Origin of the sequence: Streptomyces sp. AN091965, assembly GCF_022698285.1 — a bacterium.
GTDB lineage: Bacteria > Actinomycetota > Actinomycetes > Streptomycetales > Streptomycetaceae > Streptomyces.
Genome location: NZ_JALDMY010000001.1, coordinates 3,849,304 through 3,871,826 on the forward strand (window position 1 = coordinate 3,849,304; position 22,523 = coordinate 3,871,826).

The 22,523-nt window shown below is 73.2% G+C and carries 19 protein-coding genes; 10 read left to right on the top strand and 9 right to left on the bottom strand.

Translation table 11 applies throughout. From position 1 onward, the window contains the following. The 4 genes from MQV74_RS16025 to MQV74_RS16040 all read left to right on the top strand — a co-directional run bounded on the left by MQV74_RS16025 (position 1) and on the right by MQV74_RS16040 (position 3,990). Positions 1-1,953 (top strand): ABC transporter permease/substrate-binding protein, encoded by a 1,953-nt coding sequence (locus MQV74_RS16025; protein ID WP_242728743.1) that lies wholly within the window; start codon positions 1-3, stop codon positions 1,951-1,953. A gap of 60 nt (positions 1,954-2,013) precedes the next feature. Continuing rightward, positions 2,014-2,943, top strand: a complete 930-nt coding sequence (locus MQV74_RS16030) for a ribokinase (protein WP_242718257.1) — start codon at positions 2,014-2,016, stop codon at positions 2,941-2,943. Then, the gene (gene rbsD, locus MQV74_RS16035; protein WP_242718259.1) at positions 2,940-3,335 is read left to right on the top strand and encodes a D-ribose pyranase; all 396 of its coding nucleotides are present in this window, start codon (positions 2,940-2,942) and stop codon (positions 3,333-3,335) included. Before MQV74_RS16030 ends, rbsD begins: the two co-directional genes overlap by 4 nt. A gap of 241 nt (positions 3,336-3,576) precedes the next feature. Beyond that, positions 3,577-3,990: a DUF937 domain-containing protein gene (locus MQV74_RS16040; protein ID WP_242718262.1), complete on the top strand. Its 414-nt coding sequence runs from the start codon at positions 3,577-3,579 to the stop codon at positions 3,988-3,990. On the opposite strand, the gene MQV74_RS16045 is transcribed toward MQV74_RS16040, so the two are convergent. From MQV74_RS16045 to MQV74_RS16055, 3 genes are read right to left on the bottom strand one after another with little or no spacing between them, the layout of a single operon-like run. Beyond that, the gene (locus MQV74_RS16045; RefSeq protein WP_242718264.1) at positions 3,950-4,804 is read right to left on the bottom strand and encodes a sugar phosphate isomerase/epimerase family protein; all 855 of its coding nucleotides are present in this window, start codon (positions 4,802-4,804) and stop codon (positions 3,950-3,952) included. The two genes, MQV74_RS16040 and MQV74_RS16045, sit on opposite strands and share 41 nt — an antisense overlap. Beyond that, positions 4,801-6,003: a dihydrodipicolinate synthase family protein gene (locus MQV74_RS16050; RefSeq protein ID WP_242718266.1), complete on the bottom strand. Its 1,203-nt coding sequence runs from the start codon at positions 6,001-6,003 to the stop codon at positions 4,801-4,803. Before MQV74_RS16050 ends, MQV74_RS16045 begins: the two co-directional genes overlap by 4 nt. Further along, the gene (locus tag MQV74_RS16055; protein ID WP_242718268.1) at positions 6,000-7,151 is read right to left on the bottom strand and encodes a Gfo/Idh/MocA family protein; all 1,152 of its coding nucleotides are present in this window, start codon (positions 7,149-7,151) and stop codon (positions 6,000-6,002) included. Before MQV74_RS16055 ends, MQV74_RS16050 begins: the two co-directional genes overlap by 4 nt. 149 nt (positions 7,152-7,300) lie before the next feature. Between MQV74_RS16055 and MQV74_RS16060 the strand changes: the two genes are divergently transcribed. Then, positions 7,301-8,356, top strand: coding sequence for a LacI family DNA-binding transcriptional regulator (locus MQV74_RS16060; protein WP_242718270.1), 1,056 nt, complete (start codon positions 7,301-7,303; stop codon positions 8,354-8,356). A gap of 395 nt (positions 8,357-8,751) precedes the next feature. On the opposite strand, the gene MQV74_RS16065 is transcribed toward MQV74_RS16060, so the two are convergent. Continuing rightward, the gene (locus MQV74_RS16065) at positions 8,752-8,934 is read right to left on the bottom strand and encodes a hypothetical protein (protein ID WP_242729399.1); all 183 of its coding nucleotides are present in this window, start codon (positions 8,932-8,934) and stop codon (positions 8,752-8,754) included. 203 nt (positions 8,935-9,137) lie between these two features. On the opposite strand from MQV74_RS16065, the gene MQV74_RS16070 reads away from it, so the two are divergent. After that, on the top strand, positions 9,138-9,935 hold the full coding sequence (locus MQV74_RS16070; RefSeq protein WP_242718272.1) for a sugar phosphate isomerase/epimerase family protein: 798 nt from the start codon (positions 9,138-9,140) through the stop codon (positions 9,933-9,935). A 130-nt stretch (positions 9,936-10,065) separates the two neighbouring features. Here the strand turns inward: MQV74_RS16070 and MQV74_RS16075 are convergent, their stop codons facing one another. Together MQV74_RS16075 and MQV74_RS16080 are read right to left on the bottom strand one after the other, a co-directional pair. Continuing rightward, the gene (locus MQV74_RS16075; protein WP_242718274.1) at positions 10,066-10,797 is read right to left on the bottom strand and encodes a MerR family transcriptional regulator; all 732 of its coding nucleotides are present in this window, start codon (positions 10,795-10,797) and stop codon (positions 10,066-10,068) included. Then, positions 10,794-11,714 (bottom strand): EamA family transporter, encoded by a 921-nt coding sequence (locus tag MQV74_RS16080; RefSeq protein ID WP_242718276.1) that lies wholly within the window; start codon positions 11,712-11,714, stop codon positions 10,794-10,796. The genes MQV74_RS16075 and MQV74_RS16080 overlap by 4 nt, the downstream gene beginning before the upstream one ends. 477 nt (positions 11,715-12,191) lie before the next feature. Here MQV74_RS16080 and MQV74_RS16085 point away from each other — a divergent pair, with 477 nt between their 5' ends. The 3 genes from MQV74_RS16085 to MQV74_RS16095 all read left to right on the top strand — a co-directional run bounded on the left by MQV74_RS16085 (position 12,192) and on the right by MQV74_RS16095 (position 15,889). Next, on the top strand, positions 12,192-13,109 hold the full coding sequence (locus tag MQV74_RS16085; RefSeq protein ID WP_242718278.1) for a LysR family transcriptional regulator: 918 nt from the start codon (positions 12,192-12,194) through the stop codon (positions 13,107-13,109). Between the two features lie 138 nt (positions 13,110-13,247). Next, positions 13,248-15,137 carry a glycoside hydrolase family 3 protein gene (locus tag MQV74_RS16090; RefSeq protein ID WP_374120782.1) on the top strand — a complete coding sequence of 630 codons (1,890 nt, stop codon included), beginning with the start codon at positions 13,248-13,250 and terminating at the stop codon, positions 15,135-15,137. A gap of 131 nt (positions 15,138-15,268) precedes the next feature. Next, positions 15,269-15,889, top strand: a complete 621-nt coding sequence (locus MQV74_RS16095; protein WP_242718282.1) for a hypothetical protein — start codon at positions 15,269-15,271, stop codon at positions 15,887-15,889. A gap of 65 nt (positions 15,890-15,954) precedes the next feature. Here the strand turns inward: MQV74_RS16095 and MQV74_RS16100 are convergent, their stop codons facing one another. Continuing rightward, positions 15,955-17,364 carry a S28 family serine protease gene (locus MQV74_RS16100; RefSeq protein ID WP_242718284.1) on the bottom strand — a complete coding sequence of 470 codons (1,410 nt, stop codon included), beginning with the start codon at positions 17,362-17,364 and terminating at the stop codon, positions 15,955-15,957. A gap of 181 nt (positions 17,365-17,545) precedes the next feature. Beyond that, entirely contained in the window at positions 17,546-17,938 is a 393-nt protein-coding gene (locus tag MQV74_RS16105; protein ID WP_242718286.1) for a hypothetical protein, read from the bottom strand. Between the two features lie 160 nt (positions 17,939-18,098). Between MQV74_RS16105 and MQV74_RS16110 the strand changes: the two genes are divergently transcribed. Then, positions 18,099-18,611 (top strand): hypothetical protein, encoded by a 513-nt coding sequence (locus tag MQV74_RS16110; RefSeq protein ID WP_242718288.1) that lies wholly within the window; start codon positions 18,099-18,101, stop codon positions 18,609-18,611. A 45-nt stretch (positions 18,612-18,656) separates the two neighbouring features. On the opposite strand, the gene MQV74_RS16115 is transcribed toward MQV74_RS16110, so the two are convergent. Further along, on the bottom strand, positions 18,657-22,436 hold the full coding sequence (locus tag MQV74_RS16115; RefSeq protein ID WP_242718290.1) for an ABC transporter ATP-binding protein: 3,780 nt from the start codon (positions 22,434-22,436) through the stop codon (positions 18,657-18,659). Positions 22,437-22,523: the final 87 nt, after the last annotated feature.

Sequence of the window (22,523 nt, forward strand, 5' to 3'; positions counted from 1 at the left end):
CTGCGTCCGGACAAGCCCGGCGCAGCCGGCGCGGGCAGCGGCCTCGACCTGCGCCGCGTGCTGCTCGACAACGGCGCGCTGAGCGCCCTGGTGGTTCTGGTGGTGGCGATGTCGCTGCTCTCCGGCGACTTCCTCACCACGCAGAACCTGCTCAACGTCGGCGTGCAGGCGGCCGTGACGGCGATCCTCGCGTTCGGCGTCACGTTCGTCATCGTCGCGGCGGGCATCGACCTGTCGGTCGGCTCGGTGGCGGCGCTCTCGGCGACCGTCCTCGCCTGGTCGGCGACGAAGGAGGGCGTGCCGGTCTGGATCGCCCTGATCCTGGCGGTCGCCACGGGCCTGGCCTGCGGTGTCGTCAACGGCCTGCTCGTCTCGTACGGGAAGCTGCCGCCGTTCATCGCGACGCTCGCGATGCTGTCGATCGGCCGCGGCCTGTCCCTGGTGATCTCGCAGGGCAGCCCGATCGCGTTCCCGGAGTCCGTGTCCAAGGTCGGCGACACGCTCGGCGGCTGGCTGCCGGTGCCGGTGCTCGTGATGGTCGCGATGGGCCTGATCACCGCGCTGATCCTGGCGCGTACGTATCTGGGCCGCTCCATGTACGCGATCGGCGGCAACGAGGAGGCGGCCCGCCTCTCGGGCCTGCGGGTCAAGCGGCAGAAGATCGCGATCTACGCGCTCTCCGGTCTGTTCGCGGCCGTCGCGGGCATCGTGCTCGCCTCCCGCCTGGTGTCCGCGCAGCCGCAGGCCGCGCAGGGCTACGAGCTGGATGCGATCGCCGCGGTCGTCATCGGCGGGGCGAGCCTCGCGGGCGGCGTCGGCAAGGCGTCGGGAACGCTGATCGGCGCCCTCATCCTCGCGGTGCTCCGCAACGGCCTCAACCTCCTTTCGGTGTCGGCGTTCTGGCAGCAGGTCGTCATCGGCGTCGTGATCGCGCTCGCCGTGCTCCTGGACTCGCTGCGCCGGCGGACGTCGGCGACGGCGGGCACGCCGGTGGGCAGTACGTCCTCGGGGGCCGGGCGCAAGGGCCCGCAGGCGGTGAAGTACACGCTGGCGGCGGTTCTCGCGGCGGCCGTCATCGCGGCGGTGTCCCTGTGGAACCACGGCTCTTCGGGTACGTCCACGAAGGTCGGCCTGTCCCTGTCGACCCTGAACAACCCCTTCTTCGTCCAGATGAAGGAGGGCGCGCAGGCCGAGGCGGCGAAGGCGGGCGTGGACCTGACGGTCACGGACGCGCAGAACGACGCCTCCCAGCAGGCCAACCAGTTGCAGAACTTCACCAGCGGCAACATGAAGGCCGTCATCGTCAACCCGGTCGACTCCGACGCGGTGGGCCCGGCGGCGCGCGCCGCGAACAAGGCCGGGATCCCGGTGGTGGCCGCGGACCGGGGCGTGAACAAGGCGGACGTCGCCACGCTCGTCGCCTCCGACAACGTGGCGGGCGGCAGGCAGGCCGCGAAGGCCCTCGCCGACAAGCTCGGCGGCAAGGGCGAGGTGGTGGTCCTCCAGGGCACGGCGGGCACGTCCGCGAGCCGTGAGCGGGGCCAGGGCTTCGCCGAGGGCATCAAGGCCTTCCCCGGCATCAAGGTGGTGGCCAAGCAGCCCGCGGACTTCGACCGCACCAAGGGCCTGGACGTGATGACGAACCTGCTCCAGTCGCACGGGGGCGTCGACGGCGTGTTCGCCGAGAACGACGAGATGGCGCTCGGCGCGGTGAAGGCGCTCGGCGGCAAGGCGGGCAAGTCGGTGTCGGTGGTCGGCTTCGACGGCACGCCGGACGGTCTGACGGCCGTCGCGGACGGCACGCTGTACGCGTCGGTGGCGCAGCAGCCCAAGGAGCTGGGCCGGATCGCGGTGCGCAACGCGGTGGCCGTGGCCGACGACAAGAAGGTGCCGTCCTTGGTGAAGGTGCCGGTGAAGGTCGTCACGGCGGAGAACGTGAAGGCCTTCCAGTGACCGTACGGTGGCAGGGCGGCCACTTCAGGCGGCGTGAACAGCGCGAAAGGCAGTACGGGAATGGATGAGTACGACCTGTTGGTCGTGGGGTCGGCCAACGCCGACCTGGTGACGGCCGTGGCGCGGCGGCCGGGCGCGGGCGAGACGGTCCTCGGCTCCGACCTGGCCGTCCACCCGGGCGGCAAGGGCGCCAACCAGGCGGTGGCGGCGGCCCGGCTCGGGGCGCGCACGGCGCTGCTCGCGCGGGTCGGCGACGACGCGCACGGGCGGCTGCTCCTGGACGCCCAGGAGTCGGCGGGCGTCGACACGGCGGGCGTCCTCGTGGGCGGCGCGCCGACCGGGGTCGCGCTGATCACGGTGGACCCGTCGGGTGACAACAGCATCGTGGTGGCGCCGGGCGCGAACGCGCGGCTCACACCCGCCGACGTACGGGCGGCGCGGGGTCTGTTCGCGGCGGCGCGGGTGGTCTCGCTCCAGTTGGAGATCCCGCTGGAGACGGTCGCGGAGGCGGCCCGGGGCCTGGCGCCCGGGGCCCGGCTCGTGCTGAATCCCTCGCCGCCCGCCCCGCTGCCGTCGGAGGTCCTTGAGGCCTGCGATCCGCTGATCGTGAACGAGCACGAGGCGCGGGTGATCCTTGAGGGCGCCGGTGCGCGGGTGCCGGACTCCCCGGAGGAGTGGGCGGGGCGGCTGCTCGCGCTCGGCCCGCGCTCGGTGGTGGTGACGCTGGGCGCCGAGGGCGCGCTCGTGGCCACGGCCGAGGGTTGCGAGCGGGTGCCGTCGGTGAAGGTCGACGCGGTGGACACCACGGGTGCCGGGGACGCGTTCACGGCGGCTCTCGCGTGGCGGCTCGGCGTGGGCGAGGACCTGGTGGCGGCGGCGCGGTACGCGGTGCGGGTCGGGGCCCTCGCGGTGACGCGGGCGGGGGCGCAGGCCTCGTACCCGACGGCCGCCGAGGTGGCGGAGCTCGGCGGGGCGGGCGCGGCGCGGTGAAGCGGGCGGGCATACTCAACCGCCATCTCGCGGGCGCGCTCGCGGAGCTCGGCCACGGGGACCGCGTGCTCGTGTGCGACGCGGGCATGCCCGTTCCGGTGGGGCCCCGGGTGGTGGATCTGGCGTTCACGGCCGGGGTGCCGTCGTTCGCGCAGGTCCTCGACGGGCTGCTCGCGGAGCTCGTGGTGGAGGGCGCGGTGGCGGCCGTCGAGGTGCGGGCGGCGAATCCGGCGGCGGCCGGGCTCCTGGCGGAGCGCTTCCCGGGAGCCGCGCTGGATCTCGTCCCGCACGACGAGGTGAAGGAGCGGTCGGCGGGCGCGCGGCTCGTCGTGCGCACCGGGGAGGCTCGGCCTTATGCGAATGTGCTGCTGACCTGCGGGGTCTTTTTCTGAGGTGTGGTGTGGGGCCCGGCGTTCCGCATCCGGCGTTTTCGAAGGGGCCCGGTCCGTCGACCGGGCCCCTTCGGTTTCCCCTCCCTTGTCAGCGCCCTTCCGGATCCCCCCAGATCCCCCCTCCAGAGCGCATGACACCCACTACGACCCGTGACACCCGGGAACGGTTGCACGGCTTCGGAAAGTTACTCCGGAAGATTTCAGGGTGCCGACAAACCCGCCCGGACGTAGCTTTCCGTACATGAGCGACACCTCATTCGAAGACGACGTGATGAACGAGCTGGGCGACGACAAGCTCCAGGAGATCGCCACCCTGCTCGGCACGGACGCGGAGGGGGCGCGGAGCGTCGTGGGCACCACGGCCTCCACCCTGTCCGCGCCCCTTCAGGAGGAGGCGGCCGCACAGGCGCCCGCCCCCGCGGAAGAACCACCGCTCCAAGGCGTCGCCACGCTGGGCGGCGGCCTCGGCGGGCTGCTCGGCGGCGGCATGACGGCAGGCTTCCTGGCCAAGGTCGCCAAGCCCGTGGCGACGGCGGTCTCGAAGAAGACGGGCCTGCCCGTGGCCACGGTCACCCGGGTGATCGAACTGCTGATCCCGGTGATCCTCGCCGTGCTCAGCAAGCGCGCGGGCCGCACACCTCCGCGTACCTCCTGACGGTCTCCGCGAGGACCTCGCGGCCGTCCCGCGCCCACAGCTCCTCGTTGAACAGCTCCACCTCGACCGGCCCCGCGTAGCCCGCCCCTGACATCAGGCGGCGCCAGTGGGCGAAGTCGACCGCCCCGTCGCCGAGCGGGCCCCGGCCGGTGAGCGCGCCGTGCGGCAGCGGCGTCGTCCAGTCGGCCAGCTGGAACGCGTGCAGACGGCCCGCCGCACCCGCCCGGACGACCAGGTCGGGCACGGTGTCGTCCCACCACAGGTGGTACGTGTCCACACACACGCCCACCCGCTCGGCCGGGAACGGCTCCACCAGGGCCAGCGCCTGCGCCAGTGTGGACACGACGCTGCGGTCCGCCGCGTACATGGGGTGCAGCGGCTCGACGGCCAGGCGGACCCCTCTGGCCGCCGCGTAGGGGGCGAGTTCCACCAACGCCGCGGCCACGCGGGCGCGGGCCGCGAGCAGGTCGCGGTCGCCGGGCGGGAGGCCGCCGGGGACCAGGACCAGCGTGTCGGTGCCCAGCGCCGCCGCCTCGTCCACGGCCGCGCGGTTGTCGGCCAGGGCCCGGGCCCGCTCCACCGGTTCCGCCGCGGTGAGGAAGCCGCCCCGGCACAGCGTGGTGACCGTCAGGCCCGCGTCCCGCACCAGCTTCGCCGCCGCCTCCACCCCGTACGCCCGGACCGGCTCCCTCCACAGGCCGACGCCCCTGATGCCGAAGTCCACGCAGGCCGCGACCAGTTCGGGCAGGGGGAGCTGCTTGACCGTCATCTGGTTGACGCTGAACTCCGTGGGTGCCGCCGCCGTGCCCGTCATCGCCCCACCCCGTGGACCTCTCGCAGCAGGCCCATGCGGTGTTCCGCCAGGCCCGGGTCGGGGAACAGGCCCAGCCCCGCGGCCCGTTCGTACGCCGTCAGGAGATGGGGCAGCGAGCGCGCCGACTGGAGTCCGCCGACCATGGTGAAGTGCTCCTGGTGGCCCGCCAGCCAGGCGAGGAACACCACACCCGTCTTGTAGTAGCGCGTGGGGGGCTCGAAGAGGTGGCGGGCCAGCGCCACCGTGGGGTCGAGGATCGCGCGGAACCCTGCGGGGCCCTCCGCGTCGAGCGCGCGCATCGCCTTCGCCACCAGGGGCGCCAGTGGGTCGAAGACCCCGAGGAGCGCGTCGCTGAAGCCGTGCTCGTCGCCCGCGATCAGCTCCGGGTAGTGGAAGTCGTCACCCGTGTAGCAGCGGACGCCCGGCGGCAGGCGGCGGCGCAGCGCCTTCTCCCTGTCCGCGTCCAGGAGCGAGATCTTCACACCGTCCACCTTCTCCGGGTGGGCGGAGATGACCTGGAGGAACGTCTCCGTTGCCGCGTCCAGGTCTCGCGTCCCCCAGTAGCCCTCCAAGGCCGGGTCGAACATCGGGCCCAGCCAGTGCAGGATCACCGGCTCCGTGACCTGGTCCAGCAGCCCGCCGTACAGGGAGAGGTAGTCGTCGGGGCCCCTCGCCGTCGCCGCCAGGGCCCTGGACGCCATGAGGATCGCCTGCGCTCCCGCCTCTTCGACCAGGGCCAGTTGCTCCTCGTACGCGTCGCGCACCTCGGCCGGGGTGGCCGCGGCCCCGGTGAGCTGGTCGGTGCCCGCCCCGCACGCCACGCGGCCGCCCACCGCCTTCGCCTCCGCCGCCGAGCGCCGGATCAGCTCCGCCGCGCCCGGCCAGTCCAGGCCCATGCCGCGCTGCGCGGTGTCCATCGCCTCGGCCACGCCCAGGCCGTGCGCCCACAGGTGACGGCGGAAGGCCAGGGTGGCGTCCCAGTCGACGGCGGCGGGGCCTTCCGGGGGGACGTCCGCGTGTGGGTCCGCGACGATGTGGGCCGCGGCGAAGACCGTGCGGGGTCCGGCTTGCGCGGGGGCGCTTCGTTCTTGTTCGGGCTGAGGTGTTCTGTCGGCTGCTGGCGCGTCGTGGGCTGGCGCGTCGTGGCCTGCCGCGTCGTGGCCTGCCGCGTTGTCGGCCTTCGCTCCGCTTTCCCTCACAGTGCGATCTCCGGTACGTCGATCCTGTGGCCCTCCGCCGCCGACCTCAGGCCCAGCTCCGCCAGCTGCACCCCCCGGGCCCCCGCCAGCAGGTCCCAGTGGTACGGCGCGTCCGCGTACACGTGCCTGAGGAACAGCTCCCACTGCGCCTTGAAGCCGTTCTCGAACTCCCCGTTGTCCGGCACCTCCTGCCACTGCTCGCGGAAGGCGTGCCGCGACGGCAGGTCCGGGTTCCACACCGGCTTCGGCGTCGCCGCTCGGTGCTGGACGCGGCAGCCGCGCAGGCCCGCCACCGCCGAGCCCTCGGTGCCGTCGACCTGGAACTCGACCAGCTCGTCCCGGTGCACCCGCACCGCCCAGGACGAGTTGATCTGTGCGATCACTCCGCCCTCCAGCTCGAAGATCCCGTACGCCGCGTCGTCCGCCGTCGCGTCGTACGGCTTCCCCCGCTCGTCCCAGCGCTGCGGCACGTGCGTCGCCGTCACCGCCTGGACGCTCCGGACCCGGCCGAACAGCTCGTGCAGCACGTACTCCCAGTGCGGGAACATGTCCACGACGATGCCCCCGCCGTCCTCCGCCCGGTAGTTCCACGACGGGCGCTGCGCCGCCTGCCAGTCGCCCTCGAACACCCAGTAGCCGAACTCCCCCCGCACCGACAGGACCCGGCCGAAGAACCCGCCGTCCAGGAGGCGCTTGAGCTTCCGCAGGCCCGGCAGGAACAGCTTGTCCTGGACCACCCCGTGCTTCACCCCCGCCGCGTGCGCCCGCCGGGCCAGGTCCAGGGCCCCGTCCAGGGTGGTCGCGGTCGGCTTCTCCGTGTAGACGTGCTTGCCCGCCGCGATCGCCTGCCGCAGCGCCGCCTCCCGCGCCGCCGTCACCTGCGCGTCGAAGTAGACCTCGACGGCCGGGTCCGCCAGGACCTCCGCCAGGTCCGTCGACCAGTTCGTCAGGCCGTAGCGGTCCGCGAGCTCGCGCAGCGCGCCCTCCCTGCGGCCCACCAGGACCGGCTCCGGCCACAGCCGGGTGCCGTCGCCCAGGTCGAGGCCGCCCTCCTCGCGCAGCGCGAGCAAGGAGCGGACCAGGTGCTGGTGGTGACCCATCCGTCCGGTCACGCCGTTCATGGCGATACGGACCGTCCTGCCTGTCACGTGAGTTCCTCCCTGGGGCCCGGGGTGGCTCTTGGGGCAGGTTCGCGTCGATCCACCTGCCCTTCGAGGCGTAGCAAGCGCTTTCTACGGGGGAGAAGCTAGCCTGCGGACAACGTTCGTACAAGACCGGAGGACCGGAGGACCACTAGATGACCGTGACCCTGGCGGACGTGGCGGCCCGCGCCCAGGTGTCCCCCGCCACCGTCTCCCGCGTACTGAACGGCAACTACCCCGTCGCCGCCGCCACCCGCGAGCGCGTCCTGCGCGCCGTGGACGAGCTCGACTACGTCCTCAACGGGCCCGCGAGTTCGCTCGCCGCCGCGACCTCCGACCTCGTCGGCATCCTCGTCAACGACATAGCCGACCCCTTCTTCGGCATCATCGCGAGCGCCGTCCAGTCCGAGATAGGCGGGCCCGGCGGGCGCGCCGGGGGCGAGCGCATGGCCGTCGTCTGCAACACGGGCGGCTCCCCCGAGCGCGAGCTGACCTATCTGACGCTCCTCCAGCGGCAGCGGGCCGCCGCCGTCGTGCTCACCGGGGGGACCAGCGAGGATCCCGAGCACGCGGCGGCCATCGGGGCCAAGCTGCGGCGGCTCGGGGACGCGGGGTCCCGGGTGGTGCTGTGCGGGCGGCCTCCGGCCGAGGGGGCTCCGGACTCCGTCGCCCTCACGTTCGACAACCGGGGTGGCGGGCGGCGCCTCACCGAGCACGTCCTGGGGCTCGGGCACCGGCTCGTGGGGTACATCGCGGGGCCCGTGGAGCGGACCACCACGCGCCACCGGCTCGAAGGGCACCAGGAGGCCCTCTCGGCGGCCGGCCTTCCCGACGATCCCCGGCTGACCTTGCACGGGCCCTACGACCGGCGCTCCGGATACGACGCCACCGTCGAACTCCTGCGGCGCGAGCCCGGCTTGACCGCCGTCGTCGCCGCGAACGACACCGTCGCCCTGGGGGCGTGTGCCGCCCTGCGGGACCGGGGGCTCTCGATTCCCGGGGACGTGTCCGTGGCCGGGTTCGACGACCTGCCGTTCAGCGTGGACGCGGTGCCCGCGCTCACCACCGTGCGGTTGCCGCTGTACGAGGCCGGGGCTCGGGCCGGGCGGATCGCCATGGGGCGGGAGGAGGAGCCGCCCGGGGGGATCGCCACGGTGCACGGGGAGTTGATGGTGCGGGGGTCCACGGGGGTCCCTGGCGGGGCTGGTTAGCTCTGGGGGCCGCTGCGTTGTGGTGCCGGTTCGTTGTGGTGCCGGTTCGTCTTCCTCTTTCCCGCCGCGCCTTGCGCCCGGTGCCGGTTCGTCTTCCTCTTTCCCGCCGCGCCTTGCGCCCGGTGCCGGTTCGCTGCCCTCTTTCCCGCCGCGCCTTGCGCCCGGTGCCGGTTCGCTGCCCTCTTTCCCGCCGCGCCTTGCGCCCGGTGCCGGTTCGCTGCCCTCTTTCCCACCGCGTTTTGCGCCTGCCGTCCAGGAGGGGCGGGGCCCCGGCGGTATGTCCGTCCTCGCCGTCATGTGCGCGGGGTGGGTTCCTGCCCGGGGCAGTGCCGTTGCTGTGCTCCGGGCGGACATACCGCCGTGTCCCCTTCCGTTTCGTCGGCGACTGACCGTGCTCAGTGGCTGATCGTCCAGCTGCCCACTTCGTTGTACTCGGAGTCGTAGATCTTCTGTGTCGCGCCGGGGGTCAGCTCGCAGTGGTGGAGGTTGCCCGCCCAGTAGCGCAGGATCCGGGGCAGTTCGTGGTGCGCCGCCGTCTCGTCGCATTCGACTTCCAGGTGGAATCTCATGGCTTCCATCGTTTCATTGAAGTTGCTCTTGAGGGTTTTGCGCTCTGGAGCGGAGAATCGCTGTGGTAAGCCTCAAGTGGCTCAGGCTTGGGAGGGTTCGTCCTGGTCGAGAAGAAGGCCCATCGGCCCATCGGCGTCGGCCTCGTGGGGCAGGACTGGCGGCTTCCGCTCGGGGACGAATGACGCGGGGCGTTCTGGATAGGGTCCCGGCCATGAAACTCGCCTTCTCCACGCTCGGCGTGCCCGGCCTGCCCGTCGCGGACGTGCTCCGCCTCGCCACCACGCACGGCTACCACGGCGTCGAGCTGCGCGCACATCCCGAGGAACCCGTCCACCCGGGGCTCGGCGCCGCCGAACGGGCCGATGTCGCCGCCGCCTTCAAGGACGCCGGGGTTTCCGTGCTGGGGGTCGCCGGGTACGCGCGGCTCGCCTCGGACGAACCCGACGAGGCCGTCCTCGACGAGGTACGGGGGCTGGTCGGGCTCGCCCGGGACCTGGGAGCTCCGTTCGTCCGCGTCTTTCCCGGGGGCGGGGAGGGCACCGACGCCGACGCCGTCGCCGCCCGGCGGCTCGGGGTCGCCGCCGAGTTCGCCGCCGACGCCGGGGTGCGGGTGCTGATGGAGACCCACGACTCGCACCGCACCGGCGCCGACGCCGCCCGCGTCCTCGGCGCCGTCGGGCATCTGCACGCCGGTGCCCTGTGGGACCTCATGCACACCTGGCTGGGCGGCGAGGACGTCACCGAGACCTTCGCCGCGCTCGGGCCCTATCTCGGCTACGTCCAGGTGAAGGACATCGCGAGCGCCGATGACACCACCCCCCTCGCCCTCGGGGCCGGGGCGCTCCCGGTCGCCGAGTGCGTCCAGCTCCTCGGTCGGCGGGGCTGGGACGGCTGGCTGTGCTGGGAGTACGAGAAGCGGTGGTACGAGGATGCCCCTCCGCTTGATGAATTGCTGAGCGGGGGGCGGGAGTTGCTCGCCCGGCTCGTGAGTGACGCGAGCGCCCCGTAGTTCTCAGTGCTCCCTAGCGGTTAGTGTTCCGTACGCAGCGCTCAGTGCTCCGTCCGCAGCACTCAGTGCCCCGTCACGCTCAGTGTCCCGTAGTTCTCAGTGCCCCGTAGCGCTCAGTGCTCCGTAGCGCTCAGTGCTCCGTCTCCGCTTCCGTCACGTACGCGTGCAAGCGGCTCGTTCCCTCCAAGGTCGCCCTGGACGTGCGGGTGAGGTCCCGCGTCCTGCGGTCCAGGGCCGCGCGCAGGGCCTCGCTGCCGCCCGTCTCGCGCAGGTCCTCAAGGACCGGGCGGATCTGGGCCAGGGGGTGGCCCGCCTGGCGGAGCAGGCTGATCATGCGGGCGTCGCGGAGGTCCGCCGCGCCGTAGCGGCGGTAGTGGGTGCCGCGCTCCCGGGCGGGTGCGAGCAGGCCCGCCGACTCCCACACCCGCAGCGCCGAGGGGCGCACGCCCACCCGGGCCGCCGCCTCCGACACGGTGAGCGGGACGCGGGGGCGGCGGAGCCCGGGCTCGTCCGCCGAGGCCTCGCCCGCGACCGCCTGGAGCGCCTCGGCCGTCGCCCGCAACGCCTCGCGCCGGGCGTGCAGTTCCGCGTGCGCGGCGTCCACCAGGGCCAGCGCCCCGGGCACGTCGTCCGCGTGCACCGCGCGCATGATCTCCCGCGCCGTCTCCGGACCGAAGCCCCTCGCCAGCGCGCGGTACGTCAGGAGCGCCCGGGCGTGCACCGGGTGGAAGCGGCGGTAGCCGGACGCGGTCCGCTCCACGGGCGGCAGGACGCCCGCGTCCGCGTAGTCGCGGACCAGTTGGGTGGACACGCCCGCGAGCCGGGCCAGGTCGACGGGGCGCAGGGCTCGCTCGGCGGTCATACCGGTGTCGCGGTTTCCTTCGTGGCTGCGGGAGGCATGGGCGCAGCGTACGCCGGAGGCTTCGGCGTACGGGCGAAGGAGGTCAGCGCCACCCCGCCGACCAGGAGGGCCGCCGCGCACCACTGGAGTCCGCTCACCGACTCGTCGAGGAACAGCGCCGACGACGACATGCCGAACACCGGGACCAGGAGCGTGAAGGGCGCCACTGTCGACGCGGGGTGGCGGCGCAGCAGCCACCCCCAGGCTCCGAAGCCGAAGACCGTCGCGACCCAGGCCACCCAGACGACGACCCCCGCCCCCTGCCAGTCGAGCGAGCGCAGCGCGTCCAGGTCGCGGGACGGGCCCTCGAACAGCAGCGAGAGGGCGAGCAGCGGCAGGATCGGGACCGTGCTCACCCACACCATGAAGTTCAGGGCGTCGGGAGGTGCCGCCTTGCGGGTGAGGACGTTGGACACGCCCCAGCAGGCGGCGGCCGCGATCGTCAGGCCGAAGGCGGTCAGCGGGCCCGACGCGCCCTCGTCGACCGCCGCCACGCCGATGCCCGCGAGCGCCACGGCCATGCCCGCCACGCGTATGCGCGAGGGCACCTCGCCGAGCACCGCGAAGGCGATGAGCGCGGTGAACACCGACTGGACCTGGAGGACCAGCGAGGACAGGCCCGCGGGCATGCCCGCGTCCATGCCGATGAACAGCAGGCCGAACTTCGCCACGCCCAGGGCCAGGCCCACGCCGATCAGCCACTTCCACGCGACCTTGGGGCGGCCGACGAGGAACACGGCGGGCAGCGCCGCGACCAGGAAGCGCAGGGCCGAGAAGAGCAGCGGCGGGAAGTGGTCGAGGCCGATCTCGATCACGACAAAGTTGACGCCCCAGATGGCGGTGACGAGCACGGCCAGGGCGATGTGGGAGGGACGCATGCGTCGAGGATCACTCGCCGGGAGCGTGTAGCACCAGCACGGATTTCTTCATGATTGGATTTAGCTGTGCTTAGTGTTTGGGTGTCGGTGAGTTGTTCCGGTGCCCGTTCCGGTGCGTCGTCGCTTCGGTGCCCCGTTGTTCCGGTGCCCGTTCCGGTGTGCCGTCGCTTCGGTGCCCCGTTGTTCCGGTGCCCGTTCCGGTGCGTCGTCGCTTCGGTGCCCCGTTGTTCCGGTGCCTGTTCCGGTGCGTCGTCGCCTCGGTGCCCCGCCGTTCCGGTGCCTGTTCCGGTGCGTCGTCGCCTCGGTGCCCCGCCGTTCCGGTGCCTGTTCCGGCGCCGTCGCCTCGGTGCCCCGCCGTTCCGTGCGTCGTCGCTTCTGTGGTCCCGTCGTGGTGGCGGGGCCCGTACGCCCGTGGTGGTGAGGGTTTCCGATCATCCGGCGGCCGCGCCTGCCCCCCGTGAACCCCAGGAGGTCTCCTTGCTCGATCTGGCCCGGCTCAAGGCGCTGCACGCCGTGTCCGTGCACGGGACCGTGGGCGCGGCCGCCGCCGCCCTCGGTTATACGCCCTCCGCCGTCTCCCAGCAGATCGCCAAGCTGGAACGGGAGACCCGCACCACCCTGCTCGAACGCCGGGGGCGCGGCGTCGCGCTCACCGAGGAGGCGCTGCATCTCGCCGCTGCCGCACGGGAGTTGCTGGCCGTCATGGAGCGCGCCGAGACGGAGCTGGAGGAGCGGCGCGGCGTGCCCGCGGGGCGGCTGACGGTCATGGCCTTCGCCTCCGCGGCGCGCGGGCTGCTGCCCGGGGTCCTCGCCGAGCTCGCGCGGCGCCATCCGGCCCTGGACGCCCGGCTCTCCGAGGTCGAGCCGCATCTGTCGGTGGACCTCGTCGCCAAGGGCGTGGTGGACCTCGCGGTCGTGCACGACTGGGACATCACTCCGCTGGCCACGCCGCCCGGCGTCGACCAGGCGGTGATCGGCGACGACCTGTGCGACCTGCTCGTACCGGAGGGTCATCCGCTCGCCGGGCGGGACGCCGTGCGGCGCACCGATCTGAAGGGCGAGCGCTGGGTCTCGCAGCCGCCGGGGCAGATCTGTCACGACTGGCTGGTGCGGACGATGCGGGCCGCCGGGTGCGAGATGGACATCGTCCACCAGGCCGAGGAGAACCCCACGCTGATCGCGCTCGTCGCCGCCGGGCTCGGCATCGCGCTGATCCCCCGTCTCGGGCGCGGCCCGCTGCCGCCCGGTGTGGTCGCGGTGCGCCTCGACCCGCTGCCGATGCGCCGCCTGTACGCGGTGTGGCGGACCGGCGCCGCCCGGCGGCCCGCGATCGCGGAGACCGTACGGGTGCTGCAGGAGGCGTGGCCCGACCAGGGCCCGGCGCGGGCCTGTTGAGCGGCTCCTGCGTCCCAGCGTCACCGCGCGCACCGACTTCGCGCGTTCCGCGCCCCTCGGGGAACCCGGAGGGCGGCCCGCTCGTCCAACGGACACGCTGCCGGAGAGTCTCGCGAGCGGTGTCGGCATCGCTGCTGGCTGCGACCGCTGACCTCCCTCTCCGCCGCCCGCGGCCGGCAGCGAGCCGCCACCGGTGCGCCCCCTCCATTGCGCCGGTGGCGGCACCGTCCCGGCTTCCGGAGCCTTGACCCGCCGCACGGCACGGGATATCCGTGGCAGGTGCCTCACGACTCTCTTGACGCTGCCCCTGTCACCGTGGACGACCCGCGTGCCCTCCTGGCTCGCATGACGCTCGAAGAGAAGGTCGGCCAGCTCTTCGTCCTGCACGTGTACGGACACCACGCCACCGAGCCCGACCCCGCCGACATGGAGGTCAACGAGCGCGAGCTCGGGGTCCGCACCGCCGCCGAGGCCGTCGCCAAGTTCCGGCCCGGCGGGCTCATCTACTTCGGCTGGGCCCACAACACCCGTGATCCGCGCCAGCTCGCCACCCTGTCCAACGACGTGCAGCGCGTCGCCCTCGGGCAGTCGCCCGGCGTGCCGCTGCTGCTCACCATCGACCAGGAGCACGGCGTCGTCGCCCGCGTCGGCGCGCCCGCCACGCTCCTTCCGGGCGCGATGGCGCTCGGTGCGGGCGGCTCCCACGACGACGTGCGCGAGGCGGCCCGCATCGCCGGTGCCGAACTGCGCGCGCTCGGCGTCTTCCAGAACTACGCGCCCTCCGCCGACGTGAACGTGAACCCGGCCAACCCCGTGATCGGCGTACGCTCCTTCGGCGCGGGCCCCGACGCCGTCTCCGGCTTCGTGACCGCCCAGATCGAGGGCTACCAGAGTGCCGGGATCGCCACCGCCGCCAAGCACTTCCCCGGCCACGGCGACACCGAGACCGACAGCCACACCGCGCTTCCGCACATCCACCACAGCCGCGAGGAGTGGGAGGAGCTCGACGCCCCGCCGTTCCGCGCCGCGCTCGCCGCCGGGGTCGACGCCGTGATGACCGCGCACCTCGTCGTGCCCGCCCTCGACCCGGCGCTCGACCCGGCCACCCTCTCGTACCCGATCGTCACCGGCGTGCTGCGCGAACAGCTCGGCCACCAGGGCCTGGTGGTGACCGACTCGCTGTCCATGCAGGGCGTGCGCACCAAGTACGGCGACGACCGCGTGGCCGTGCTCGCCCTGAAGGCGGGTGTCGACCAGCTCCTGGACCCGCCGCAGCCGGAGCTCGCCTGGAACGCGGTCGTGCGCGCCGTGCGCGAGGGCGAGCTGAGCGAGGAGCGCATCGACGCCTCCGTGCTGCGCGTCCTCGAACTCAAGGCGAAGCTCGGGCTCTTCGACGATCCGTACGTCTCCCTCGACGGCGTCGACGAGACCGTCGGCAGCAGCGCCCACCGCGCCGCCGCCGACCGCATCGCCGACCGTACGACCACGCTCCTGCGCAACGACGACGGCCTGCTCCCGCTGTCCCCCGACACCCATCGCGACCTGCTCGTCGTCGGCGCCGACCCGGTGTCCCCGTCCGGCACGACCGGTCCGCCGACCTCCGTCCTCGCCGCCGCGCTCACCGAACTCGGCTTCGACGTCGCCGTGTTGAGCACGGGGGGAGCGCCTTCCAAGGAAGCCGTCGACGACGCCGTGGCCGCCGCAGCGGGGCGTGCCGCCGTGCTCGTCACGGCCTACGACGTCGCGGAGGGCGACGCGCAGCACGGCCTCGTCGCCGCGCTGACCGCCACCGGCGTGCCCGTCGTCACCCTCGCGGTCCGCACCCCGCAGGACCTGCCCGGTGGCGCCGCCCTCGCCACCTACTCCTGGACCGACGTCGAACTGCGCGCCGCCGCCCGCGTCATCGCGGGGCGCACCCGGCCCACGGGCCGCCTGCCGGTGCCCGTGCCGCGCCCGGACGACCCCGGGCAGGTGCTGTACCCCATCGGGCACGGCCTTTCGTACGAGCCGTACGCCGCGTCCGACTGACGGGCGTACCGGCCGTACGCAGCGCGCGTCCCGCCCCGTCGCCAACGAGCGCAAAGCCTCCCGAGCGCCTGGCGTGCCCGCGCGTGGCGGGGTCACGCTGGGTACACATGGTCATGGGGCGGGGGGCTGCCATGTGGACGACCAGGGCGGAAGCGGCGTGCGGGGGCGCGCTGCTCGCCGCCGCCCTGGTCCTGGCGGGATGTCAGAAGTCTGGGGGCTCCGACGCCCCCTCCGAGCGGCCCTCGCTCACCGGAGCGCCCGGCGGGCACGGGGCCGTCTTTCTCGGCATCGATGACTGCGCGTCGCGGGGGCGCGAGCGCGTCACGGAGGTGCCCTGCGGCAGCGAGCGGGCCGCCGCGCGCGTCATCGCCCGCCACGACGGGCCCGTCGGCGACGGGCCCCTGTGTCCCGCCCGCACCGACTACGTCCTGCACATCAGCGAGCGCCGGCCCGCCGTCGACGAGGACGGCGACGGGGAGGTGTCGCGCGGGTACGCCTGCATGCGGAATCTGGAGCCGCCGCATCCCGGGGATCCCGGGGGCGGGGGCGGGCCCCGGACCGTCGTGGGCGACTGTGTGTACGGGGCCGGGCGGGGCGAGGTCCGCGAGACCCCCTGCGACGGCTCGGGCCGCCGGGCCCCGGAGTACCGCGTCGTGGCAGCCGTGGCCACGCGGCCTTCCTGCGCGCCGGGCACCGCCCTGTACGTGTCCCTGGGCGGCACCCGCCCGGTCGGCTGCGCGGTCCGGGTGTGACTCAGAACGCCGGACGGGCCGGATTCGGCCCGCCCGGCGTGTGAGGACGAGGCGCGGAGCGCCGATTACGGCCGCAGCGTCTGCTCGCGCAGGCGTTCGCGGTCGAGCTTCGCGTCGTACGGGGCCGGCTTCGCCGTGGGGACTCCGGCCCAGGCGAGGATGCGCTCCGTGGCCTTGGTCTTGTCGGCGGACGTGAGCCCGGCGACGTTCGCCCCGTGGTTGCCGCCCGGCGCCGTGAAGACGTGGGAGTCGTGCTTGACCCCGCGCGCGGGGCGGAACGGCTCCGCGCCCCACGGGTCGTTCTCCCCGTACACGAACATCATCCGGTGGGAGTTGTGGCGCACCCAGCGGTCGACGTCCTTCATGGCGTGCTTCTGGAAGGTCATCGGGATGTCGCGCGGCACGAAGTTCCGCGGCGGCTGGTAGCCGTAGCGGCTCAGGTCGGCGAGCCAGGGCTGCTTGATGTCGGGCGAGCCGAGCTGCGTACCGGCCTGGTAGTAGTACGGGGTGTAGTACTCAAGACCCTGGTCGGCGTAGGAGGACCAGCCGCCGACGTCCTCGATCCAGTCGAACAGGACCTGGTCGGAGGCCGCCGCGGCGGTCGGCACCTTCGCGCAGGCGGTCGCCGACTGCTGGTACTGCCAGAAGCCCCAGTTCACGTCGAGGACGACGGCTTCGAAGGCCTTGTCGAGGTTGCCGATGGTCTTGAAGGTGTAGCCGTTGGCGGCCGCGTGGGCGGCGTACAGCTTCTCCAGGGGCTCCCGGCGCACCAGGGCCTCGCGCTGCACGGCCTCGATCTTCGTGCGGCACTCCTTGGTGCCGACGGTCGCGAGGAAGCGGTCGTAGGCGGAGTCTTCCTTGTTGTTCACGTCGTTGGGCGCGACGTACGCGACGACGCCGTCCATGTCGCGCGGGTAGAAGCGCTCGAAGTAGGTGGCGGTCATGCCGCCCTTGGAGGCGCCGGTGGACAGCCACTTCTTCGTGTAGATCGGCTTGAGGGCCTTGAAGATGCGGTGCTGGTCGCTGGCGGCCTGCCAGATGTCGAGCTTCTTCCAGTCGGCCGGGGCCGGGCGGGACGGCGTGAAGAAGCGGTACTCCATGGAGACCTGGTTGCCGTCGATGATGCGGGTGGGCTCGGAGCGGCCCGGGTTCACGTTCAGGCCGTAGCCCGAGGTGTGGAAGACGGTGGGCCGGGCGGTGTCCTTGTGCAGCACGGTGATGCGCTGCTGGAAGGTGCCCTTGGAGGGGTGCCGGTGATCCACCGGCTGGCGGTAGTTCAGGACGAAGAAGCGGTAGCCGTCGTACGGCTTCTCCTCGATGAGGCTCATGCCCTTGATGGCGAGGAGCCGGTCCTTGATGTCGGTCTTGGCTGCGGGTGCCCCGGGCGTGGCGGCGGTGGCCGCCGTGGCTCCGGTGAAGCCTATGGTGCCTATGAGCACCACGAGTGACAGCACCCATCTGAGCGCCTTGCGCATGCGTCCTCCCCTGTCGGCGCGGCAATTCCCCGGAACCTAACGGAGCAACTGGCCGCACACCAGGCCGCATTGGCGACAAAGGGGTGCTTCACCGCCATCTCGGGCGGGGGAAAATTCACTTAGGGGACGGCCGGGTCCGCCCAGCGGACGCGCGGCCCGTGCCGGGAGTGGCGCCGGGCGGTCAGCAGAGGATCCAGCCGGAGCTGACCCCGCGGCCGCTCACATCGCCCTTGATCCACACGCAGCGGTGGCCCGCGTGCACCTTCACCGGGCCCGCCAGGCGCACGAAGCGGCCGTGGTCCCGCACCGGTCGGCTGCCGCGCGCCTGCACGCTGACGGACATGGGCTTGCGGTTGCGGGCGCTCTTGGCGTAGGTCACGGCGCAGACGAAGCCGCGCTTCTTGTAGAGGACGACCTTGCCGGTGGCGAAGGCGAGCGTGCGGATCTTCTGGCCGGGGCAGACCGGGGCGGCCTGGGCCGCGCCCGCGCCGGGGCCCACCAGCGTGAACAAGAGGGCAGCGGCGACCGCGGCGGCGCCTCCCGCCACGCGGCGCCGTATCCGACCACTCTCCACGATGACCCCTCCCGCCACCCCGGCATCAGCGTACGGACGTACGGACGCCGGACAGGCATCCGACGGTTGCGGAATGGTGCCTGCCATTTTGCAGGTTTGACACAACTTCCCGAAGCCACCCGTGGTCGAACGGAGCAGAACGTGAAAGGCAGGACATCCGATGACTCCGATACGTCCGTTACGCCGCGGCTCCGGCCTTCGCGGCGCCCGTCCGATCCTCGCCGCCGCCCTCCTCGCCGCCGTGGCCGCCGTGCCGTCCGCGGCCTCCGCCGAGCCGGGCCGGGTATCCGCCGAGCCGGGCCAGGCACCCGCCCGCAGCGGCAGCCCGGGACCCGCCTACGAACGGGTCGCCCACTTCTACGGCGCTTACATCGACGTGGCGAACGACCCCGGCTCCAACAAGGCCGCCGCCGCCCTGCGCACCTTCTATCTGACGCCGGACCTGCGCGAGCGGCTGCTCGGCTGGGAGCGCCGCCACGACGCCGACGGCGTGCTGCGCGCGCAGAACGTGCCGACCGCCTGGCGCGTGACCGCGGGCGACAGCGGCATGGGCAAGACGACCTCCACGGTGCGCCTGACCTGGGGCACCGGCCAGAAGCCCACATACACCTATCTGACGGTCCAGTCCGACCTGGCGACCCGCAGGATCACGGACATCAAGTCGGCGTACTGAGCCCGGCGGCCGACCTCCGCCGTCACCGCCCTCGGCCGGGCGGGCTCAGGCCTCCACCGGCTCCCCGACGAACGTGCGCCACAGGCGCGCGTACCGGCCGTCGCGGGCGAGCAGCTCGTCGTGGGTGCCGTCCTCGGCGACCCGGCCGTGGTCCATCACGATCACGCGGTCCGCGCGGGCTGCCGTGGTCAGGCGGTGGGCGACCACCAGCGTCGTACGCTTGCCCGCGATGCGGTCCGTGGCCAGGTTGACCTGGGCCTCGGTGGCCAGGTCCAGGGCCGCGGTGGCCTCGTCCAGGAGCAGGATGTCGGGGTCGACGAGCTCCGCGCGGGCCAGGGCGATCAGCTGGCGCTGCCCGGCCGAGAGGTTGCGGCCGCGCTCGGCCACCTCGTGCAGATAGCCGCCGTCGAGCGTGGCGATCATGTCGTGCGCGCCGACCGCGCGGGCCGCGGCCTCGACCGCCGCGTCGGTGGCGTCGGGGCGGCCGTAGGCGATGGCGTCGCGCACGGTGCCCGCGAACAGATAGGCCTCCTGCGGCACGACGCCGAGCCGGTGCCGGTACGAGGTCAGATCGAGGGAGCGCAGGTCGGTGCCGTCGACGGTGACGCGGCCGCCCGTCGGGTCGTAGAACCGGGCGACGAGCTTGACCAGGGTGGACTTGCCCGCGCCGGTCTCGCCGACGAAGGCCACGGTCTGGCCCGCGGGGATGCGCAGGTCGATGCCGCTGAGCGCGGTCTCCGCCACGGCGGAGTCGGTGGCGGCCGTCTCGGCGACGGCCGTCCCGGTGGCCTCCTCCGCGTCGCCCCCGTACGCGAACTCCACACCCTCGAAGGCGATCTCGCCGCGCAGGGAGAGCACGTCAAGGGGTTCGTCCGGGGCCTTCGTCGAGGTCGGCTCGCGCAGCAGCTCCTGGATGCGGCCGAGCGACACGGTGGCCTGCTGGTAGCCGTCGAAGACCTGGGACAGCTGCTGCACCGGGGCGAAGAACAGGTCGATGTAGAGGAGGTAGGCGACCAGGGCGCCGGTCGTCAGGGTGCCCGCGTCCACGCGGTGGGCGCCCACGATCAGGACGGCGACCACCGCGACCGAGGACAGCAGCTGCACGAACGGGAAGTACACCGAGATCAGCCACTGGCCGCGCACCCGCGCCAGGCGGTAGTCCTGACTGCGGGCCGCGAACCGCGCGCCGCCCGTGCGCTCGCGCCGGAACGCCTGCACGATCCGCAGCCCGGACACCGTCTCCTGGAGGTCGGCGTTGACCACGGACACGCGCTCGCGGGCCAGCTCGTACGCCTTCACGCTCGACCTGCGGAAGAAGTACGTGCCGATGACGAGCGGCGGGAGCGTCGCGAAGACGACGAGGGCGAGCTGGAGGTCGATCACGAGCAGGGCGGCCATGATGCCGAAGAAGGTGACGACGGAGACGAAGGCGGTGACCAGGCCCGTCTGGAGGAACGTGGACAGGGCGTCCACGTCCGTCGTCATCCGGGTCATGATGCGCCCGGTCAGCTCCCGCTCGTAGTAGTCGAGCCCGAGGCGCTGGAGCTGCGCGAAGATCTTCAGGCGCAGCGAGTAGAGGACGCGCTCGCCGGTGCGGCCCGTCATCCGGGTCTCGCCGGTCTGGGCCACCCACTGCACGGCGACGGCGACGAGCGCGAGGCCCGACGCCGCCCACACCGCGCCGAGCGCGGCCTGCGAGACGCCCTCGTCGATGCCGTGCCGGATGAGGACGGGCAGGAGCAGCCCCATCCCCGCGTCCACGGCCACGAGCAGCAGGCTCAGGAGCAGCGGCAGGCCGAAGCCGCGCAGCAGTCTGCGCAGGCCGTAGGCCTCTTCGGGGGCGACGGCCCGTGCCTCGTCGATGTCGGGCGTGTCGGTGGCGGGCGGCAGCGCGTCGACCTGCGCGAGCAGCTCGGGCGTGGCCGGGGCCCCGGCGAGCGCGGCGTCCTTGGGCTCGCGGTCGCCCGTCCACAGCCGCGGGGTGATGCCGCGCTCGGCGTCGAACTCGGCGTCCAGCTCCTCGCGCACGGAGGTGTCCTCGACGGCCTGGGCCGCGCGGGGCGGCGCGGTGTGGCCGGGCGAGACGCCGCCGAGCTCGTCGGGGTCGGTGAGCAGGCGCCGGTACAGCGGCGAGGTGCGCTCCAGCTCGGCGTGCGTGCCGATGGCGGCGAGCCGGCCGCCGTCGAGGACGGCGATGCGGTCGGCGAGGCCCAGGGTGGAGCGCCGGTGCGCGATGAGCAGGGTGGTGCGGCCCTCCATGACCTGCCTGAGCGCCTCGTGGATCTCGTGCTCCACCCGGGCGTCCACCGCCGAGGTGGCGTCGTCGAGCACCAGCAGGCGCGGGTCGGTGAGGATGGCGCGGGCGAGCGCGACGCGCTGGCGCTGGCCGCCGGAGAGGGTGAGCCCGTGCTCGCCGACCTTGGTGGCGTAGCCGTCGGGCAGCTCGCTGATGAAACGGTCCGCCTGGGCGGCGCGGGCGGCCCGTTCGATCTCCTCGTCCGTCGCCTCCGGGTGGCCGTACGCGATGTTGGCGCGCACGGTGTCGGAGAAGAGGAAGGAGTCCTCGGGCACGAGCCCGATCGCGGCGCGCAGGGACTCCTGCGTCAGCTCGCGCACGTCGTGGCCGCCGATGAGGACGGCGCCGCGCGACACGTCGTAGAAGCGGGGCAGCAGCAGCGAGACGGTGGACTTGCCGCTGCCGGAGGAGCCGACCACGGCGAGGGTCTCGCCGGCGCGGATCTCGAAGCTGAGCCCGTCGAGGACGGGGCGTCGCCCGTCGTCGTAGGAGAACGCCACGTCGTCGAACTCGACGGTCGCCGGGGCGTCGGCGGGCAGTTCCTTGGTGCCGTCCGCGATGGCGGGCCGGGTGTCGATGAGCTCCAGGACGCGCTCGGCGCCCGCGCGGGCCTGCTGGCCGACGGTCAGGACCATGGCGAGCATCCGCACCGGGCCGACGAGCTGCGCGAGGTAGGTCGAGAACGCGACGAAGGTGCCGAGCGTGATCTCCCCCTCGACCGCGAGCCAGCCGCCGAGCGCCAGCATCGCGACCTGCCCGAGGGTGGGCACGGCCTGGAGGGCGGGCGTGTAGCGGGAGTTGAGCCGGATGGTGCGCAGCCGGCCCGCGAACAGCCTGCGGCCGACCTCGCGCAGCTTCCCGGTCTCCTGCTCCTCCTGCCCGAAGCCCTTCACCACGCGCACGCCGCTGACGGCCCCGTCGACGACGCCCGCGACGGCGGCGGCCTGCGCCTGCGCGTACCAGGTCGCCGGGTGCAGCCTGCTGCGGCTGCGGCGGGCGATCCACCACAGGGCGGGCGCGACGGCCAGGGCGACGAGGGTGAGCGGCAGCGAGAGCCAGGCCATGATCGCGAGGGACATCGCGAACAGCAGGACGTTCCCGATGGTCATGGGCAGCATGAACAGCAGGCCCTGGATCAGCTGGAGGTCGCTGGTGGCCCGGCCGACGACCTGCCCGGTGGACAGCTCGTCCTGCCGCCGCCCGTCGAGCGCGGTGATGGTGTCGTACATCTCCGTGCGCAGGTCGTGCTGCACGTCGAGGGCGAGGCGGCCGCCGTAGTAGCGGCGGACGTACGTCATGACGTAGACGAGGACGGCGGCGCCGAGCAGGGCGCCCGCCCAGGGGGCCATGGCGCGGCTGTGGTCGCCGATCACGTCGTCGATGACGACCTTGGTGAGCAGCGGGACGACGGCCATGACGGCCATGCCCCCGAGGGACGAGCCGAGCGCGAGCACCACGTCCTTGGGGTAGCGCCAGGCGTACCCCCACAGCCGTCTCGCCCAGCCCTGCCGCTCCGGCCGCTCCGTCACCGCATTCCTCCCGCCGTCCTGACCTGCCGAGAGGCCCAACACGGCGAGGAACGGATTTCATCCCGCCGCAACAAACGCGGCGGGATG

Coding starts and splice junctions, on each gene's coding strand:
- MQV74_RS16030 (WP_242718257.1), top strand. CDS start 2,014: ATGGATGAGTACGACCTGTTGGTCGTGGGGTCGGCCAACGCCGACCTG.
- MQV74_RS16040 (WP_242718262.1), top strand. CDS start 3,577: ATGAGCGACACCTCATTCGAAGACGACGTGATGAACGAGCTGGGCGAC.
- MQV74_RS16045 (WP_242718264.1), bottom strand. CDS start 4,804: ATGACGGGCACGGCGGCGGCACCCACGGAGTTCAGCGTCAACCAGATG.
- MQV74_RS16060 (WP_242718270.1), top strand. CDS start 7,301: ATGACCGTGACCCTGGCGGACGTGGCGGCCCGCGCCCAGGTGTCCCCC.
- MQV74_RS16065 (WP_242729399.1), bottom strand. CDS start 8,934: ATGGAAGCCATGAGATTCCACCTGGAAGTCGAATGCGACGAGACGGCG.
- MQV74_RS16070 (WP_242718272.1), top strand. CDS start 9,138: ATGAAACTCGCCTTCTCCACGCTCGGCGTGCCCGGCCTGCCCGTCGCG.
- MQV74_RS16075 (WP_242718274.1), bottom strand. CDS start 10,797: ATGACCGCCGAGCGAGCCCTGCGCCCCGTCGACCTGGCCCGGCTCGCG.
- MQV74_RS16080 (WP_242718276.1), bottom strand. CDS start 11,714: ATGCGTCCCTCCCACATCGCCCTGGCCGTGCTCGTCACCGCCATCTGG.
- MQV74_RS16095 (WP_242718282.1), top strand. CDS start 15,269: ATGTGGACGACCAGGGCGGAAGCGGCGTGCGGGGGCGCGCTGCTCGCC.
- MQV74_RS16100 (WP_242718284.1), bottom strand. CDS start 17,364: ATGCGCAAGGCGCTCAGATGGGTGCTGTCACTCGTGGTGCTCATAGGC.
- MQV74_RS16110 (WP_242718288.1), top strand. CDS start 18,099: ATGACTCCGATACGTCCGTTACGCCGCGGCTCCGGCCTTCGCGGCGCC.